The sequence below is a fragment of the Pseudanabaena sp. UWO310 genome, assembly GCF_006861605.1.
Classification (GTDB): Bacteria; Cyanobacteriota; Cyanobacteriia; order Pseudanabaenales; family Pseudanabaenaceae; genus Pseudanabaena.
The window spans coordinates 91,858-107,291 of sequence record NZ_SELU01000007.1 but is presented as its reverse complement, the minus strand read 5'-3'; the positions used below and the strand labels follow the sequence as shown (position 1 = coordinate 107,291).

Annotated in this window: 11 protein-coding genes; 6 read left to right on the top strand and 5 right to left on the bottom strand. The window is 43.0% G+C overall.

Going from position 1 to position 15,434, the window contains the following annotated elements; all coding sequences use genetic code 11:
- Nucleotides 1-91: 91 nt before the first annotated feature.
- The gene (plsY, locus tag PseudUWO310_RS04265; protein ID WP_142599305.1) at nt 92-766 is read left to right on the top strand and encodes a glycerol-3-phosphate 1-O-acyltransferase PlsY; all 675 of its coding nucleotides are present in this window, start codon (nt 92-94) and stop codon (nt 764-766) included.
- Nucleotides 702-1,925 carry a DegT/DnrJ/EryC1/StrS family aminotransferase gene (locus PseudUWO310_RS04260; protein ID WP_223805529.1) on the top strand — a complete coding sequence of 408 codons (1,224 nt, stop codon included), beginning with the start codon at nt 702-704 and terminating at the stop codon, nt 1,923-1,925. Before plsY ends, PseudUWO310_RS04260 begins: the two co-directional genes overlap by 65 nt.
- A gap of 288 nt (nt 1,926-2,213) precedes the next feature.
- Here the strand turns inward: PseudUWO310_RS04260 and PseudUWO310_RS04255 are convergent, their stop codons facing one another.
- The 5 genes from PseudUWO310_RS04255 to PseudUWO310_RS04235 form a co-directional block, all read right to left on the bottom strand.
- Nucleotides 2,214-3,878, bottom strand: coding sequence for a response regulator (locus PseudUWO310_RS04255; RefSeq protein WP_142599301.1), 1,665 nt, complete (start codon nt 3,876-3,878; stop codon nt 2,214-2,216).
- Between the two features lie 162 nt (nt 3,879-4,040).
- Nucleotides 4,041-5,957, bottom strand: coding sequence for a histidine kinase dimerization/phosphoacceptor domain -containing protein (locus tag PseudUWO310_RS04250; RefSeq protein ID WP_142599299.1), 1,917 nt, complete (start codon nt 5,955-5,957; stop codon nt 4,041-4,043).
- 87 nt (nt 5,958-6,044) lie between these two features.
- Entirely contained in the window at nt 6,045-6,527 is a 483-nt protein-coding gene (locus PseudUWO310_RS04245) for a hypothetical protein (RefSeq protein ID WP_142599297.1), read from the bottom strand.
- A gap of 21 nt (nt 6,528-6,548) precedes the next feature.
- Nucleotides 6,549-6,959, bottom strand: a complete 411-nt coding sequence (locus tag PseudUWO310_RS23535; protein WP_263363379.1) for a hypothetical protein — start codon at nt 6,957-6,959, stop codon at nt 6,549-6,551.
- Nucleotides 6,960-7,406: 447 nt separating this feature from the next.
- Nucleotides 7,407-8,858, bottom strand: coding sequence for a serine/threonine-protein kinase (locus PseudUWO310_RS04235; RefSeq protein ID WP_142599293.1), 1,452 nt, complete (start codon nt 8,856-8,858; stop codon nt 7,407-7,409).
- Nucleotides 8,859-9,320: 462 nt separating this feature from the next.
- Between PseudUWO310_RS04235 and PseudUWO310_RS04230 the strand changes: the two genes are divergently transcribed.
- The 4 genes from PseudUWO310_RS04230 (at nt 9,321) to PseudUWO310_RS04215 (ending at nt 15,394) form a co-directional block, all read left to right on the top strand.
- Nucleotides 9,321-11,765, top strand: coding sequence for a response regulator (locus PseudUWO310_RS04230; RefSeq protein ID WP_190315900.1), 2,445 nt, complete (start codon nt 9,321-9,323; stop codon nt 11,763-11,765).
- 117 nt (nt 11,766-11,882) lie between these two features.
- Nucleotides 11,883-14,354 carry an ATP-binding protein gene (locus PseudUWO310_RS04225; protein WP_142599289.1) on the top strand — a complete coding sequence of 824 codons (2,472 nt, stop codon included), beginning with the start codon at nt 11,883-11,885 and terminating at the stop codon, nt 14,352-14,354.
- 199 nt (nt 14,355-14,553) lie between these two features.
- Nucleotides 14,554-14,928, top strand: a complete 375-nt coding sequence (locus PseudUWO310_RS04220; RefSeq protein ID WP_142599287.1) for a response regulator — start codon at nt 14,554-14,556, stop codon at nt 14,926-14,928.
- Between the two features lie 82 nt (nt 14,929-15,010).
- Nucleotides 15,011-15,394, top strand: coding sequence for a response regulator (locus tag PseudUWO310_RS04215; protein ID WP_142599285.1), 384 nt, complete (start codon nt 15,011-15,013; stop codon nt 15,392-15,394).
- The last annotated feature ends 40 nt before the right edge of the window (nt 15,395-15,434 follow it).

Here is a 15,434-nt window from a genome sequence, read left to right as displayed (position 1 = left end):
TGCAAATGTTGCAGCAACATTTCTCGGAATAGGTTAATCTCTTTCATGGGGGTTTTATTTGTGATGTGGTTATCTCTTATAAAACCCCTTCCTGCTTACTTTTGCAACTTTTTGTCCTGTACTAAGAGGCTCGATACCAACAGGTTATTTGGTGGGACTAAATGCAGGCATTGATATGCGCGAACATGGGTCTGGTTCGACTGGAGCCGCAAATGTCTGGCGCACAATTGGCAAGGATAAAGGCATTTTTGTATTTGGGGCTGATTTAATCAAGGGCACAGCAACCATCTTCCTAATCCAATCTGCGAGTGAACTTAAACCCATCGCCAATACTTTGCTTACTCATCGTTTTGAGATAAATTGGCAACTCCAGAATGAATGGCTAGTAGTCAGTTCAGCATTATTAGTAATTTTGGGACATAGTTATTCATGTTGGATTGATTTTAAAGGCGGAAAATCCGTAGCGACTGGTTTGGGCGTTCTATTGGCTCTTAATTGGATTGTAGCCTTAGGAGCATTTGGGCTTTGGGTAGGGACTGTCATCCTGTGGCGAACGACATCGATTAGTTCCATATTGGCAGCGATCGCTGCTCCCAGTCTCATGCTTTTGACTCAATCACCCTTCGCCTATAAATTAATAGTTTGTGTCGGCAGCCTCCTAATACTTTACCGACATCGAAGCAACCTTGAGCGTCTATGGCATGGTACAGAACAAAAAATCAACTTCTTTGAGAGCGATCGCCATGAAAGTATATCCACGGATTGAGTTAGATATCACTATTAAAGATTTATGTATAGGTCTACTTTCTTCCTTTGCATGGTCTGATCGCTCGAAAATAATTGCTCAGATTCAATCCTATTGGCATACACCGAAAGAAGTTTTGGTCACACTTTGTGCCAGAACTTCTTTCGACCTCCTACTACAAGCATTATGCTTACCTTCTGGCTCAGAAATTATGATGAGCGCCGTGAACATAGTTCATATGGAAGAGATTGTCAAAAAGCATAATTTAATTCCAGTTCCCATAGATATTGACTTAGATACACTTGCGCCATCCTTAGAACTGTTCAAAGCATCCATTTCCAGTCGAAGTCGGCTATTTGTTGTAGCGCAACTGTTTGGTGCGATCGCACCACTAGATAGTTATGTAGAGATATGTAAAAACCACAATATCTTGCTGGTAGAAGACTGCGCTCAAGCCTTCGATGGGCTTCGTTATCTTGGACATCCTGATGCTGATATCAGCCTTTTCAGTTTTGGCCCGATCAAATCCTGTTCAGCTTTAGGTGGGGCTATCACTATAGTTAAAGATCAAAATTTAGCACAGCGCATGGGTGATATCGAGCAAATCTATCCTGTTAAGACTGGCTTTTGGTTTTTTAAAAGACTACTCAAATATCTCTGCCTTAAATCTCTTTCTACTCCTATCATCTTTGGGCTTCTGGTCACTTGTTTAGATCTACTGAAAATAGATGCCAATAATTTTATCAGTACGCTAACTCGTGGTTTTCGGAAAGGAGATATTCATGCTCAGTTGCGACATCGTCCTCCTAATGGAATGCTCAAACTTTTACAACATCGCTTAGAGCATCTTGATTCGTCCTATTATGATAGGCGATCGCAGGTTGCTAGCGAGTTTCTTAATTTATTGAATAATTTGGTTACTAGTCCTGGAAAAAATGCAATGAAGCATTCCTACTGGGTAGTTCCTTTGATGATGGAGAATTCAGAGATGCTAATGCAGAAATTAAGAAAGGCAGGATTTGACTCGACCACAGGCACAACTAGCTTGAAATCACTGGCAAAAGAGTCATTATCGGCAACCAAGCTCATGAATAACGTGCTTTACTTACCGATTTATGCTTCTATTCCATCGGCAGAATTAACTCGCCTTGCACAGTTAATTAATGTCAGTTCGGATTAAGCCGACAAATTTTAAAAGCCCAAAAGTAAAAGCCTTGCTATGCAAGGCTTTTACTTTTGGGCTTTGAGAAAGGGTTTGCTATGCAAACCCTTTCTCAAAGCCCGTTTCAAATTATAATGCACTAATCGCCAACTTTTTAAGTTTTATGTGATGCTCATCCCAAGATTAAGAATTTAGTTACAGCGCTTTGCGCTCAAATCCAAACTAAGGGAATTTTTAAAAGCGTTGCACTGCAACGCTTTTAAAAATTCCCTTGTGGTTCGTGTGATTGGCAATTGCTATAAGAATTTAGGGTGTAGGATTGCTTTCCTTACTCTGGATGTAAACAGAAAATATCCTCACTAAATCTTGAACTTTAAAGGGCTTGCTCAGGTAATCATTCATCCCGACATCGAAACAAGCTTGACGGTCTTCTGGCAAAACATCGGCAGTCATCGCCACAATCCAAGGATAATAGTTGATATCGCGACGAATTAGTTTGGTCGCAGTCAAGCCATCCATTTCTGGCATCTGCACATCCATCAACACCAAGTCATAAACATTTTGCTGGATAGCGGCGATCGCTTCTAGCCCATTGCTAGCATGATCGGGTTGGTATCCCAATTTCTCAAGGATGATACTGGCAATTTTGCGATTGAAGAAGTTATCTTCTACTAATAAAATGCGTAGAGGAAATTTCTCTGCCATTGGTGCATCAATTTTGAGTTCGTATTTGAGTTCGCAGACATCTGGGGCTGCGGTTTGGGTGGTTGTAGATGGGGTGGGTGAAGATGGGGTGGTTGTAGAACTAGCCAATAGACCGACCTCAAAATAGAAAATAGAACCTTGTGAGGATAATGTGGGTAGCCAATTTAAGGGTGGATTGCCACCAACGTGACCACCGCTCTCCGCCCAGATTGTCCCTCCCATTAATTCTACTAAACGTTTAGTAATGGCTAAACCTAGTCCCGTGCCTCCATATCTGCGACTGATAGAATCATCGGCTTGAGTAAAGGCTTGAAAGAGTTTAGCTAGATATTCTTGTTGAATGCCTATACCTGTATCGCACACGGCAAAGGTGAGTTGGTATGGCTCAGTTTCATGATTAGGGCATTGACCGCTAATGGCGATCGCGATATGTCCGCTTGGTGTAAATTTAATTGCATTGTCAATCAGATTGAGCAAGATCTGGTACATGCGCGTACTATCACCAATAAATTTGCTGGGAAGATGGGATGCAATTGCATAATTGAGCTGTATCTGCTTATCTTGGGCTTGTTTGTTTAAGAGCTTGCATATAGACGACAAAATATCCTCTAAAACAAATTCTCTTGCTTCTAAGGTCATCATTCCTGCTTCGATTTTAGAGAAATCAAGGATATCGTTAACAATTCCGAGTAGAGTATTGCCGCTATGTTGAATGATTTGCACGAGATTTTGCTGCTCTGTGGTTAGTTTGGTGGCGGCGAGTAATTCAGTACTGCCCAACACCCCATTCATCGGTGTTCTTAGCTCATGGCTCATATTCGCGAGAAACATACTCTTAGCCCTTGTCGCCGCCTCCGCATCTTCCTTCGCTTTTGCCAGTTGCCCTTCTATCTGATGCTTGTACATGGCTATTTCTATGACAACCCGTAAGTCTCTCTCATCAAATGGTTTTACAAGAAAGCCAAATGGTTCGGAAATTTTGGCGCGGTTAAGTGTGGCTTCATCGGTATGGGCAGTAATGTAAATTACAGGAATTTTAAATTCTTTGCGTAAAATCGTGGCGATCGCAATACCATCTTGTGGCGAACCCCTTAAAATGATATCCATTAATACCAAGTCGGGAGCATTTTGCGACACGCTGGTTAAAGCGGCTTCGTCGGAGGTAACAGTATCGGTAACCATATATCCCAACGCAGTTAGCTCTTCAGAAATGACTCTGGCTGTAATTACTTCGTCCTCAACTACAAGAATTTTATTCGCTGACATTACAAGCTTTTTCCTTAAGTTGCTACAAAGTTGTCATGGATTTCTTTTATTAGTTAGGTTTTACAGCGCTTCGCGCTCAGACCCAAACCAAGTAAATTTTTGAAAGCGTTGCGAAGCAACGCTTTCAAAAATTTACTTGGTTGCGACATAAGTCGTTAAAACCTAATTACTTTTAATTTTAAATGAAATTTTAAAAACTGTCCCATGAAAATTTTCTAATAAAACTTCTCCTTTGAGCTGCTCGGTAACAAGAGAGTAAACAAGCTGTAGTCCTAATTTCTCCGCATCTTTGAGATCGATCGCCTCGGTCATGCCTATCCCATTATCGCGAACGATGAGGTTGTAGAAGTCATCACTATGTTTCGCGAATTCAATCATAATCTGCCCCGTACGATCTTCTGGGAAAGCATATTTAAAGGAATTAGAGACTAATTCGTTAATGATCAAGCCGCAGTAGATGGCAGTATCAATATCCACATCAAGGGGCTCGGCATTTATATTCAAAGAAATTGCGGCGGATTTAGATGCATAGGAAGTCTGCAAGTTCCGAGTTAAACTTTTGATGTATGCGATAAAGTCTATATTTTCCAGATTTTTGGATTGATATAGTTTTTCATGCAGGAGTGCCATAGACTGAATACGATTGCGGCTACTATTGATAATTTCCCGCATTTCCCGATCTTGAACTTGTCTAGATTGCAGATAAAGCAAGCCCGATACAATTTGTAAATTATTTTTCACGCGATGGTGTATTTCTTTCGTTAATACGACCTCACGTTCGTACGCGGATCTTAGCTCCTCTTCTGATTGTTTGCGCCAAGTAACGTCTAGGGCAACACAACCAATTCCGCTCAATTCTCCATTGCGATCTTGGTAAGGTTCTACGGTCAGATCGAAGTATCGCTTTTGACCGTTAGCCATGACAAATACTTCCTCTCTCACGCCAATCCCACTGTTCAGTACCAGTTGCTTGACGCTAGTTAGCCTTTGAGCATCTTCGGGAACTAGAAAAAGATCGAAATCATTCTTGCCGATGATTTCGTCATAATTAGTTCTTAAAACAGGATTATAAAACCAAGTGTATCGCAACTCCCGATCTTGCATAAAAACGGTGATTGGCGAATTTTTGAGGACGAGGTAGAAGCGTTCTTGTGCAAGTTTCCGTTCGCCAACTTCAATTTCTAATGCGGCATTGGCTTTTGATAGTTCGAGGGTACGCTCTTTTACTTTCTCTTCTAGCTCAATATTCAGGCTGCGAATCCTTTCCTCAGATTCCTTGCGATCGCTAATATCCTTAACCCGAACCATATTAATCGTTTTGCCCGCCACATTGATCGGCTTGGCAGCGATATTGCCCCAAAAAGACCTACCTTTTCTCGTGACATATTCTATTTCACGGCTCCAAAAGCCGAACTTCTGCATATCTCCAACAATCTTACTAATCTCATCGTCGGTAAATTGTTGTTTTTGGAGAGTCTGCCCTGCTATACCAATCAAATCTTCTTTTTGATTGACTTCAAACATTTCTAAAGCCCGTTGATTGCAATCAAAAATTAGCAAACTAATAGAATCGACTAAAAAAAGAGCATCGGCGGATTCATTGTAAATTGCTTCTTTAAGCTCGCGACTGCGGATTAGTTCTAGTTCGGTTTGTTTGCGTTCTGCAATTTCGCGTTCTAAAGCAATATTGATTGCAGCTAATTGAGAATGACTCGGTAAGGCAAGAAGTTGAGGAATCAAGGGTGCAAAACTAGCTGCGGTAAAAATCGAGACGATCGCTGTCAAGGCTTTGATTATCCCAGATATCCAGTAGGCAGGATACCAAAGCGTCCATATCTCTATTAAGTGAGTAGTTCCACAAAGAATTATAAATAGGCTGAATAATCTAAAAATCCATTGATAAGGTAAATCTTCACGCTTGCGGACAAAGTAACCTAAACTAATTGGGATGGAATAGTAAGCGATCGCTATGAGTAAGTCAGATAAAATATGCAGCCATACCAGCGAGGGATTCCACAAATAGCAATGTCCGTGGGGTATAAATACTCTAGAATCAAAAAGCTCGTATATTAGTTCCATTTTCGGTAAATTTATGGGGTAAACTATATTCGATCGCCTAAGTTTGATCGCCTAGGGGGAGATTGGATGACAATAACTTTCTGATTCTCAAAGAGGATGACAAGGACAAGGACGCAGGGGACAAAGCCAAGGATCGAGCCGCTCTTGGCTGGCAAACTTCTTGATTTGATAATGGGAATCCAATAAGTCCAACATCTTTTTGATATAGGTGTGCACTTGAGAAGCCGTCATGCCAGCACAGTGAATTGGGGCGATCGCAGCAAACTTGTCTTGCCCCTGCCATACTTGCGCTGCGATCGCATGAATTGGGGTTGAGGCTCCCGCTGCACGATAAACCACCAATACCGCCCAATATATCTTGGCAAACTCCTCCGTATTGACTGTTAACTCAGGGGTCGAGGCTGAGCGTTTGCGTGCGCGGATGAGATTACGGCGATCGCGATGGCGAGCATAGGAGCGACGGCTATAGCAAACCGCAGGATCCCAGCAATCGCCTCCATGTAATTCTTGAGCTTGATGAGCGGAAAGCATCGCACAGCGTTTGCACTTGTCAGGAATAGCCTTAGCCATAATTAATAGCCATAATTCAGCTTACGAACTAGAGATTGCGTCACTGGAGATTGCGTCACTAGAGATTGCGTTACTAGAGATTGCGTTACTAGAGATTGCGTCACTGGAGATTGCTTCTAAGATACGATCAAAGGTTTCTCGCAGCATAATTTTTTCCTCAGCCAAAATTGCAGGGGTATCATCTACCGCTTCAAGAGAATTAATATCCAGAATCAAAACACTTTCCCGATCATCCATCAGCCACTCAACCTGTAATAATTGCGCCACATCTCCTAACTCACTTTTCCATCCTTCCCGAAATTCCAATACGACTGGTGACTGATATCCATCGATAGGAATTAAAGCGGTGAGTTTGGTATGGGAAGGATGATCGAAATCAGGAGCATATCCAAGTTTGATTAAAGCCTGTTCTACTTGCGAATAAGTAAGCATATTTTCATAAATTTCCATAATTGCACATTAAATTGCACATTAAATTACATATTAAATACCTCGGCATAAGTAAACTTAAAACCCAGAAGAGCATACCGCCCGCTGCGCGGGCGGTATGCTCTCTAGTTTTAGTTTTTAATTTATGCCGAGCTACTTAAATTGCATATTAATATGCTTAACTTCCTATGTATTCCTCCTATAGCGGCTTTTTTCTCACAGCCCAAAAGTAAAAGCCTTGCTACACAAGGCTTTTACTTTTGGGCTGTGAGGAAGGGTTTGCGTAGCAAACCCTTTCTCACAGCCCGTTTGAAATTATCTCGCCTGCTATAGCTACAGTCACTTGAATGAGGACAAATCAAACCCCAAGAATTGAGTGGCGGCGCGAAGCGCCGCCACTCAATTTACACTTGGCGACAGCTATATGTGGGCAGTATGCTCTTCTTTAATCTATGTTTTTTTTGGTTTGAGTTTGGGATTGGTTGACAGCAAGGCATCACGAAATTGTTTTGCCATAGGTGAATTAGGTCTTAACTCGATGGTTTTATCAAAAGCGGCGATCGCTTCCTCATCACGATGCAATCTACTAAGGACTCGCCCTTTTGCCTCCCAAGCATTGGGATTTTTGGGATCTAACTTGATTGCGGCTTCGGTCTTGCTGAGCGCTTCGGAGAATTTACCGAGGGTAGAGAGAATTCTCGATTCTTGAATCAGCTTTTCATCGGGTGAATTACGCGTAGGATTTTCTGAGGCGCTAGGCGATGGTGGTGCTGGGATTAAAGGTGTTGAAGGCTGGGGTGGAATTAGAGATTCGGGAGGAGTTGGAGGCTTGGGTAAGCCACTAGTCAATGGGTCTGGACTGGGCTTATGCAACTGGGAAAACACCACAAAAGCGATCGCTAAAATACTAATTACACCTCCAGCAATAATAAAGGGATTTGTCCAAGGTGAGGATGGGCGGGAGGTTGGAGAATTGCTTAAAGGATCGTCTACAGGATTGCTTTGCAGGGTTGCCATTGGTTGCTGTTGCGTGGCATTGCTTACTACCGTATTTAACTCATGATTGGTGAGGCTGGGTAGTTGGGCGATCGCCTCAAGTACTTGCGATGCTGACTGATAGCGCTGGCGGAAATCGTAGCGCACCATTTGATCGAGAAGGTCGAGAAATTCAGGAGAATAAACACCTTCGGGCAAGCGATCGCGCCATTGCAATTCGGCAGTATCAGGATTTTCAGGAAATAGTCTGGGTTCGCCGCCCGTGATGGCTTGGATGCCCAGCATCCCGACTGCATAGATATCGCTACAAAATCGAGGTTTGCCATTGAGCTGCTCGGTGGGCATATAGCCGGGAGAGCCGATGGAGATCGTTAAATTCGTGTTACCTTGCGAATCAACCACAAGACCACCAATTTCTTTAACTGCCCCAAAATCGATGAGTACAATTTTGCGATCAGATTTCCGCCTAATGAGATTAGCTGGTTTGATATCCCGATGAACCACACCGTGCCCGTGGACGAAAACGAGGATTTCTAAAACCTCTTTCAGTAAAGTGATCGCCATAGATTCTGGCAGTCTGATCCCCTTACCCAGTTCTTGGGTAAGATCTTTGCCATCAGCAAATTCTTGGACTAAATAAAATTCTTCGCCTTCTTGAAAGTGGGCGAGCAAACGCGGAATGCGATCGTGAGTACCTAAGGAATAAAGAACTTCTGCCTCTTGATCGAAGAGGCGTTTGGATGTTTCCAGAAGAAATGGCTCTTTTGAGGTGGGTTTGAGTTGCTTGACCACACAGATAGGATGTTTTGGTAAATCAATGTCTTCAGCCAAGTAGGTTTGCCCAAAACCGCCGCCACCAAGGTGACTAATGATTTTGTAATGTCCTCTAAGTATGGTGTTTAGCACATTTTCTCAAGGGGTAACTTGTCGAAATTCTCTAGGGCTATTATCGCAAAAACTAAGCAATTTCAACGATATTTCAAAGCTCAAAATGGCTACGCCATTTTGAGCTTTGGTATTACAGCAATTATCGATTAAACGAACCACAAGGAAATTTTTGAAAGCGTTGCGAAGCAACGCTTTCAAAAATTTCCTTGTGGTTTGGGTTTGAGCGCAATGCGCTGTAAGACTATTATTTGTGGGAGCGAATTTGTAATTGAAAGATTTGTTTCCTCATTATTTCCTCATTATGTTTTTGGATAGTAAGGTGCAAAACGATTTAGATATTTATTTCTAGTTATACCAATCCCCAAAAATGTGGCTACAATTTTGGGGATTAAAAACCAAACCCAGTAAGGGTTTTAAAATTACAAAATGGCTACGCCATTTTGTAATTTAGTATTAATCATCATCTTAGAGGAGAAAGATTTGAAAATTCTAATAGTCGAGGATGATGGCTTTTCTGCGGCGAGTCTAGCGCAACTACTCGCTGAATTTCCCTACACCGTTGATATTGCTCCCGATGCAAAAGCTGCATGGCAATATATCGAGACCTATACCTATGACTTGATGGTTCTCGATATCATGCTACCCGATAGCAATGGGATAGATTTATGTGCCAAGTTAAGGACATCGGGCTACATGATTCCAGTATTGCTGCTTACCGCTAAGGATAGTATGAGCGATCGCGTGATGGGACTCGAAGCTGGAGCCGATGACTATGTGGTAAAACCCTACGAATTTCAAGAACTAATTGCTCGCATTCGGGCGCTATTGCGCCGCGCTCACAATCGCGATTCACTGCGACAAACCTTAACTTGGGAGAATCTTTGTTTAGATTTTGGGAATAATACGATTAGCTATAACCAGAAACCCTTGCATTTAACCCAGAAGGAATATGGAATATTAGAGTTACTTCTCAGGCATCCGCAACAGATCTTTAGTCGTAGCTCTATACTAGATTTGGTATGGGCGGCGGGGGATTTCCCCAGTGAGGAATCAGTAACTACCCATATTAAGGGATTGCGCCAAAAATTCAAGACAGCGGGCATGATCGCCGATCCCATTGAGACTTTATATGGTTTGGGCTATCGCCTTAGAAATGAACCTTCCCCAGAGCAGATTTCAGATCAGATTTCAGGTCGGCTTCCAGATCGGCATAGTCCTATAACGCCAACATCCCAGCAAATTGCGGAAGCTAAATTAAAAGCTGCGATCGCCGAAATTACTAAAAAACTACGGGAGAGCCTCGCCAAATTAATTCCTTTTTTTCGGCAAGTGGCGATCGCTTTGGAGGCAGGAAGCTTGGATCTGAAAATGCGCGATCGGGGTTGTATGGAAGCGCATCGGCTGGTAGGCTCCCTTGGAACTCTAGGATTTCCCCAAGGATCGGCGATCGCTATTCAGATCGAGCAGCTTTTACAGCATGATTTTCCTTTATCTCAGAACGATGTTGGACAACTCCATACATTGATCGATGATTTAGAAACTAGTGCTAACGAACCTCTCAAGATATCTAAGAACTACATTACGAAGGTACAGAAACCTAGAGACTTTGCTCGTTTTCCTAAGCTGCTGATTGTGGATAGCGATGTGGAGTTTGTGCAGGAGATGCAGCGGGATGCCGAAGCTTGGGGAATAGTTGTAGAAACGGCTAATAGCCTTGCTACTGCCAAAGCAAAACTCGAACAAGAACCTCCTGACATAATTTTATTGGATATCTTACTCGCTGATGGTAATGCTGATGGTGGCGCTGATAGTAGCGCTGATAGTAATGATGGCTTGCTGCTCTTGGATGAGCTGTCTCGGAGACAGATGGATATTCCGACATTGATTACCAATGCCAAAGGGGACTTGAGCGATCGCGTTATGACGGCAAAGAAGGGGGGACATATCTTTATCGAAAAACCCGCCTTGACCGAGGAAGTCCTCAGTGTGATTTCGCAATTAATCCATCGGCAGAGGCACGATCGCCCTAGAGTCATGATTGTCGATGACGATCCCCATATATTAAAGGTCTTGCAAATCTTGTTGGCTCAATGGGATTTAGAAGTGACGCTGCTCCAAGATTGCAAGCAATTTTGGCAAGTTTTAGAATCTACTTCTCCCGACCTACTGCTGCTGGATTTGAGTATGCCCGACTATAGCGGCATTGACCTCTGTCGTGCGGTCAGGACTGATTCTCTATGGCAATATTTACCGATCATCTTTCTCTCATCTTCTAGCGATCGCGATACTATTCACCAAGTATTTGCGGCTGGCGCAGATGACTATCTCAGCAAACCTATTGTCGAGGAAGATTTACAAACAAGGCTGCTCAGTCGTTTAGAACGCAGTCTGGTATCTCGTCAGGCGGCAGATTTTGACGGGCTCACGGGCTTATATACCCATCGTCGTGGTATTCATAGCTTGAACCAACTGATCCATTTATCTATGCGCAATCACCAAACCTTCTGTTTGGCAATTTTAGATCTGGACTTATTTAAACAGGTCAATGATCGCTATGGTCACATTATGGGTGATTGCGTTCTCAAACAATTTGGGAAGCTCTTACGGCAGCATTTTCGGAGTGAGGATATAACTATGCGCTGGGGTGGTGAAGAATTTGTGGTGGGCTTATATGGAGCTGATTGTCAGCAGGGGATCGACCGCCTCAATAATTTACTGACCATCTGGAGACAACAGGAATTTGTATCGTCAGCAGGCGAGGCTTTTAATGTAACCTTTAGTGGCGGATTAGTGGAATGGCCGAAGCATGGTAATAGTATAAATTTGCTATATAAGGGTATGGATGTAGCTCTATATCAAGCCAAAACCATGGGTAGAAATCGGATAATTGTGGCTGGAGAAGTTAATCTAGCTAGGCATAATTAAAAACCAAAACCAGAGGGCATACCGCCCGCTACGCGGGCGGTATGCCCTCTGGTTTTAGCTAAAGCAAGCCTTCTCAAACCCGCTCTAAAATAGACTTAACTAACTTACAGGAATGGCATGGTTACCCAGAACTCATCTTCATTCAATATTAATGTTTTGCTTAATGTTTTGCTTGTGGATGATTCGGAAAGCGATCGCCATGCCTATATTCGGTATCTGCAATCAGACCATACCCATACCTATAACATTAGGGAGGCTGAAACCTTAGCAGAGGGGTTGGCATTGTGGAAGACCGATCAACCTGATATTGCCCTTGTTGATTATTTCTTGCCTGATGGCGAGGGTTGGGAACTACTTGCCGAGATGGGCAAAGATAGCCTCGTCCCCAAATTAGATGCGATCGTTTTGACGGGAAAGGTGGGTGACGAAAGGGTTATCTTAAAGCTCATGCGTTTAGGAGTGGCTGACTATCTCGCGAAAGGAGATGTTACCTCCTTGTCATTATGTAATCGGGTCGGGCAATTAGGCGATCGCATTTTATTAAATCGTCAATTGCAGCGATCGCAGCAACAGGAACTATTAATTGCCAAAATCTCGCTCCATATTCGCCAATATCTTGATTTAGAAGAAGTATCTCAAGCGATCGTCCGAGAAGTCCGTCTCTTTTTAAATGCTGATCGCACCGTAATTTATAAGTTTAATTCCGACTTTAGTGGGGAGATCGTGGCGGAGTCGGTGTTACCACCTTGGGAAAGCTGTATTCATCGACAGCTTAGCGATGAATACTTCCCTGAAACCATGGGTGGAGAATATCGCGAGGGAAGGGTTTTTGTTGCTCCTGATGTGTATACCGCAAATCTCAGTGAATGCCACCTGCGAATGCTGGAAAGCTTCCCGACAAGGGCTAGCCTGATTGTACCGATTCTCCGCTCCAATAACCAAGATAATCCGCTATGGGGATTGCTATGCACCTATCAATGTTTTGAGTCACGCCATTGGGAAGAGCCTGATATTCGTCTACTTCAGCAGTTGTCAGTCCAATTTGCGATCGCTCTCCAGCAAGGCGAACTCTACCGTGATCTCCAGATCAGCAATGCCGAATTAGAAAATCGCGTCAACGAGCGCACTGCCGAACTGTTTCAACACCAACAGGAATTTATCGCCCTCGTCGAGAATTCTCCCAATGTAATTGCGCGTCTCGATCAACAATCGCGTATTCTTTACATCAATTCAGCTACCGAAGCTGCATTTGATATTCCCCCTTCAGAATTTTTAGGCAAAACCTTTCGCGAAATGAAAATGCCTGAAAAGAATGTGCGGATAGCTGAAGAGCGCGTCAGCGAATTACTGGCGACAGGAGAGCAGCAAGAGTACGAAATAGACTTCCCTTCGCCCAAAGGGGGGCTAGACTATTACAAAATCAATATCATTCCTGAGTATGACGCGCATGGAGCGATCACCACGATCCTCATGGTTTTTAGCGATATTACCTCCAACGTGCTTAGTGAAAATGCTCTGAGAGAAGCAAACCGTCGTTGGCAATCTTTGCTCGATAACGTCCGCTTAATTGTGGTGGGACTCAATACTGAGGGAATCGTAGAATATGCTAATTCCTTCTTTTTAGAGACAGCAGGTTACCAACTTGAAGAGGTAATTGGGAAAAATTGGTTTAGTAATTTTTTGCCTGAATATCTTCAAGCAGAAATCGATCAGATTTTTGATAAAGCTCTGGTTGAAGAACATTTCTTAAAGGATTTTCATCCCCATTATCAAAATCCCATTATTACCAAATCGGGAGAAGAAAGAGACATCGCTTGGAACAATACAGTTTTGCGAGATCCAGATCATAAAATCGTCGGAACGATCAGTATTGGCGAAGATATCACGGACAAATTAAAAGTAGACAAAATTAAAAACGAGTTTATTTCCATTGTCAGCCATGAGTTGCGGACTCCCTTAGCCTCAATTCGTGGAGCCTTGGGATTGCTTGCGTCGGGGGTATTAGATGCTAAGCCCGACAATGCTAAACATATGCTCGATATTGCAGTTTCGGATACAGAGAGATTAGTAAGGTTAGTAAATGATATTCTCGACTTAGAAAGGTTAAGCTCTAGCCGCGTCACCCTCGATCGCCATTGGCATGATGTTGCCGATTTGTGCCAACAGGCGATCGCTACTATGGAAGCTCTCTCCGATAAAAATCAAATCTCGATCTTATGCGATTTGCCATCGATCCAGATTTGGGTCGATGGCGATCGCCTAGTCCAAACCTTAGTGAATTTGCTCAGTAATGCCATTAAGTTCTCACCGCCCCATAGCGAAGTACATCTTACTGCGGAGTCCCATCAAGAGGAAATTCTATTTAAAATTAGCGATTGTGGTCGAGGCATCCCCGAAGAATATTTAGAAGATATTTTTGAGCGATTTAATCAGGTGGATGCTTCTGATGCTCGCCAAAAAGGAGGTACAGGCTTGGGTTTAGCCATTTGCCGTAGTATCGTGCAACAGCATGGAGGCAAAATCTGGGTGGAAAGTATGTTGTCCAAGGGAAGTACATTTCTCTTCACAATTCCCCATCGCGTTGTTTAATACCAATTCCCAAAATGGCGTTGCCATTTTGGGAATCTCAAAACCTTACTGGGTTTGGTGTCTAATTCCCAAAAGTGTTGTCACACTTTCATGAATTGGTATTCGTGAATTGGTAAAAGTTGTGCCCCGTAGGGGCGCAACTTTACGGGTTTCGGTAATTTATTTTGCACAAGTATTTAGGAGCTAGTTAGGAGCAATTATGTCTACCAAATCAATTTTACTGATCGACGATGAACCCAATCTTGCTGCGGTAATTGCCGTATGTCTAGAAAGCTTTAAAGATTGGCAAGTGTGCGTTGTCAATTCTGGTAAGGATGGGCTTAGCATTGTTGGGGATCTACAGCCCGATGCGATCCTCCTTGATGTGATGATGCCCGAAATGGACGGTATCGAGGTCTATCGAAATCTCCAAGCGAATTCCCATACACAACATATTCCCGTCATCCTATTGACTGCTAAGGTACAATCTCGCGATCGCGAATGTTTTGAGAATTTAGGTGTAGTCGGGGTAATCGCCAAGCCCTTCGATCCGATGGCGATCGCCGATCGCATTGCCCAAATCTTAGGTTGGTGATCGGATTTCGTTTCCTCATATTGTTCTCATTTTAAGCAATTACTATATTGGGATATTCAGTACTTAGACTGTGATACTTAAAGTGAATATTCAATCTAACAAAACAATTTTAGTAGTCGATGATGAAACTTTCATTTGTGACATCTTGCAAACCTGCCTAGAATTGCTCCATGGCTGTCGCACTGTTACCACAAAATCGGGGAAGGAAGGATTAGTCTTAGCCGCAGAAATTAATCCTGACTTAATTATTCTCGATATCATCATGCCAAACATGGATGGTTTCTCCTTCCTGAAACAACTAGAAGCCAACCCTCAAGTTTCCCATATTCCTGTTATTTTATTGACATCTCGCGCAGATTTAACTGAACCGCAAGCGATCGCCAAATTAAGAGTAAAGGGGGCGATCGCCAAACCCTTTTATCCGCTCAAACTCTTTTCAGAAATTTGCCGCATCTTAAGTTGGTAAACAAATTGGTAAACAAATTGGTAAACAAAATTAAAACCCA

What these genes read in the sequence shown, in the direction of transcription:
- PseudUWO310_RS04260 (WP_223805529.1), top strand. Translation starts at nt 702, where the DNA reads ATGGTACAGAACAAAAAATCAACTTCTTTGAGAGCGATCGCCATGAAA.
- PseudUWO310_RS04255 (WP_142599301.1), bottom strand. Translation starts at nt 3,878, where the DNA reads ATGTCAGCGAATAAAATTCTTGTAGTTGAGGACGAAGTAATTACAGCC.
- PseudUWO310_RS04250 (WP_142599299.1), bottom strand. Translation starts at nt 5,957, where the DNA reads ATGGAACTAATATACGAGCTTTTTGATTCTAGAGTATTTATACCCCAC.
- PseudUWO310_RS04245 (WP_142599297.1), bottom strand. Translation starts at nt 6,527, where the DNA reads ATGGCTAAGGCTATTCCTGACAAGTGCAAACGCTGTGCGATGCTTTCC.
- PseudUWO310_RS23535 (WP_263363379.1), bottom strand. Translation starts at nt 6,959, where the DNA reads ATGCTTACTTATTCGCAAGTAGAACAGGCTTTAATCAAACTTGGATAT.
- PseudUWO310_RS04225 (WP_142599289.1), top strand. Translation starts at nt 11,883, where the DNA reads ATGGTTACCCAGAACTCATCTTCATTCAATATTAATGTTTTGCTTAAT.
- PseudUWO310_RS04220 (WP_142599287.1), top strand. Translation starts at nt 14,554, where the DNA reads ATGTCTACCAAATCAATTTTACTGATCGACGATGAACCCAATCTTGCT.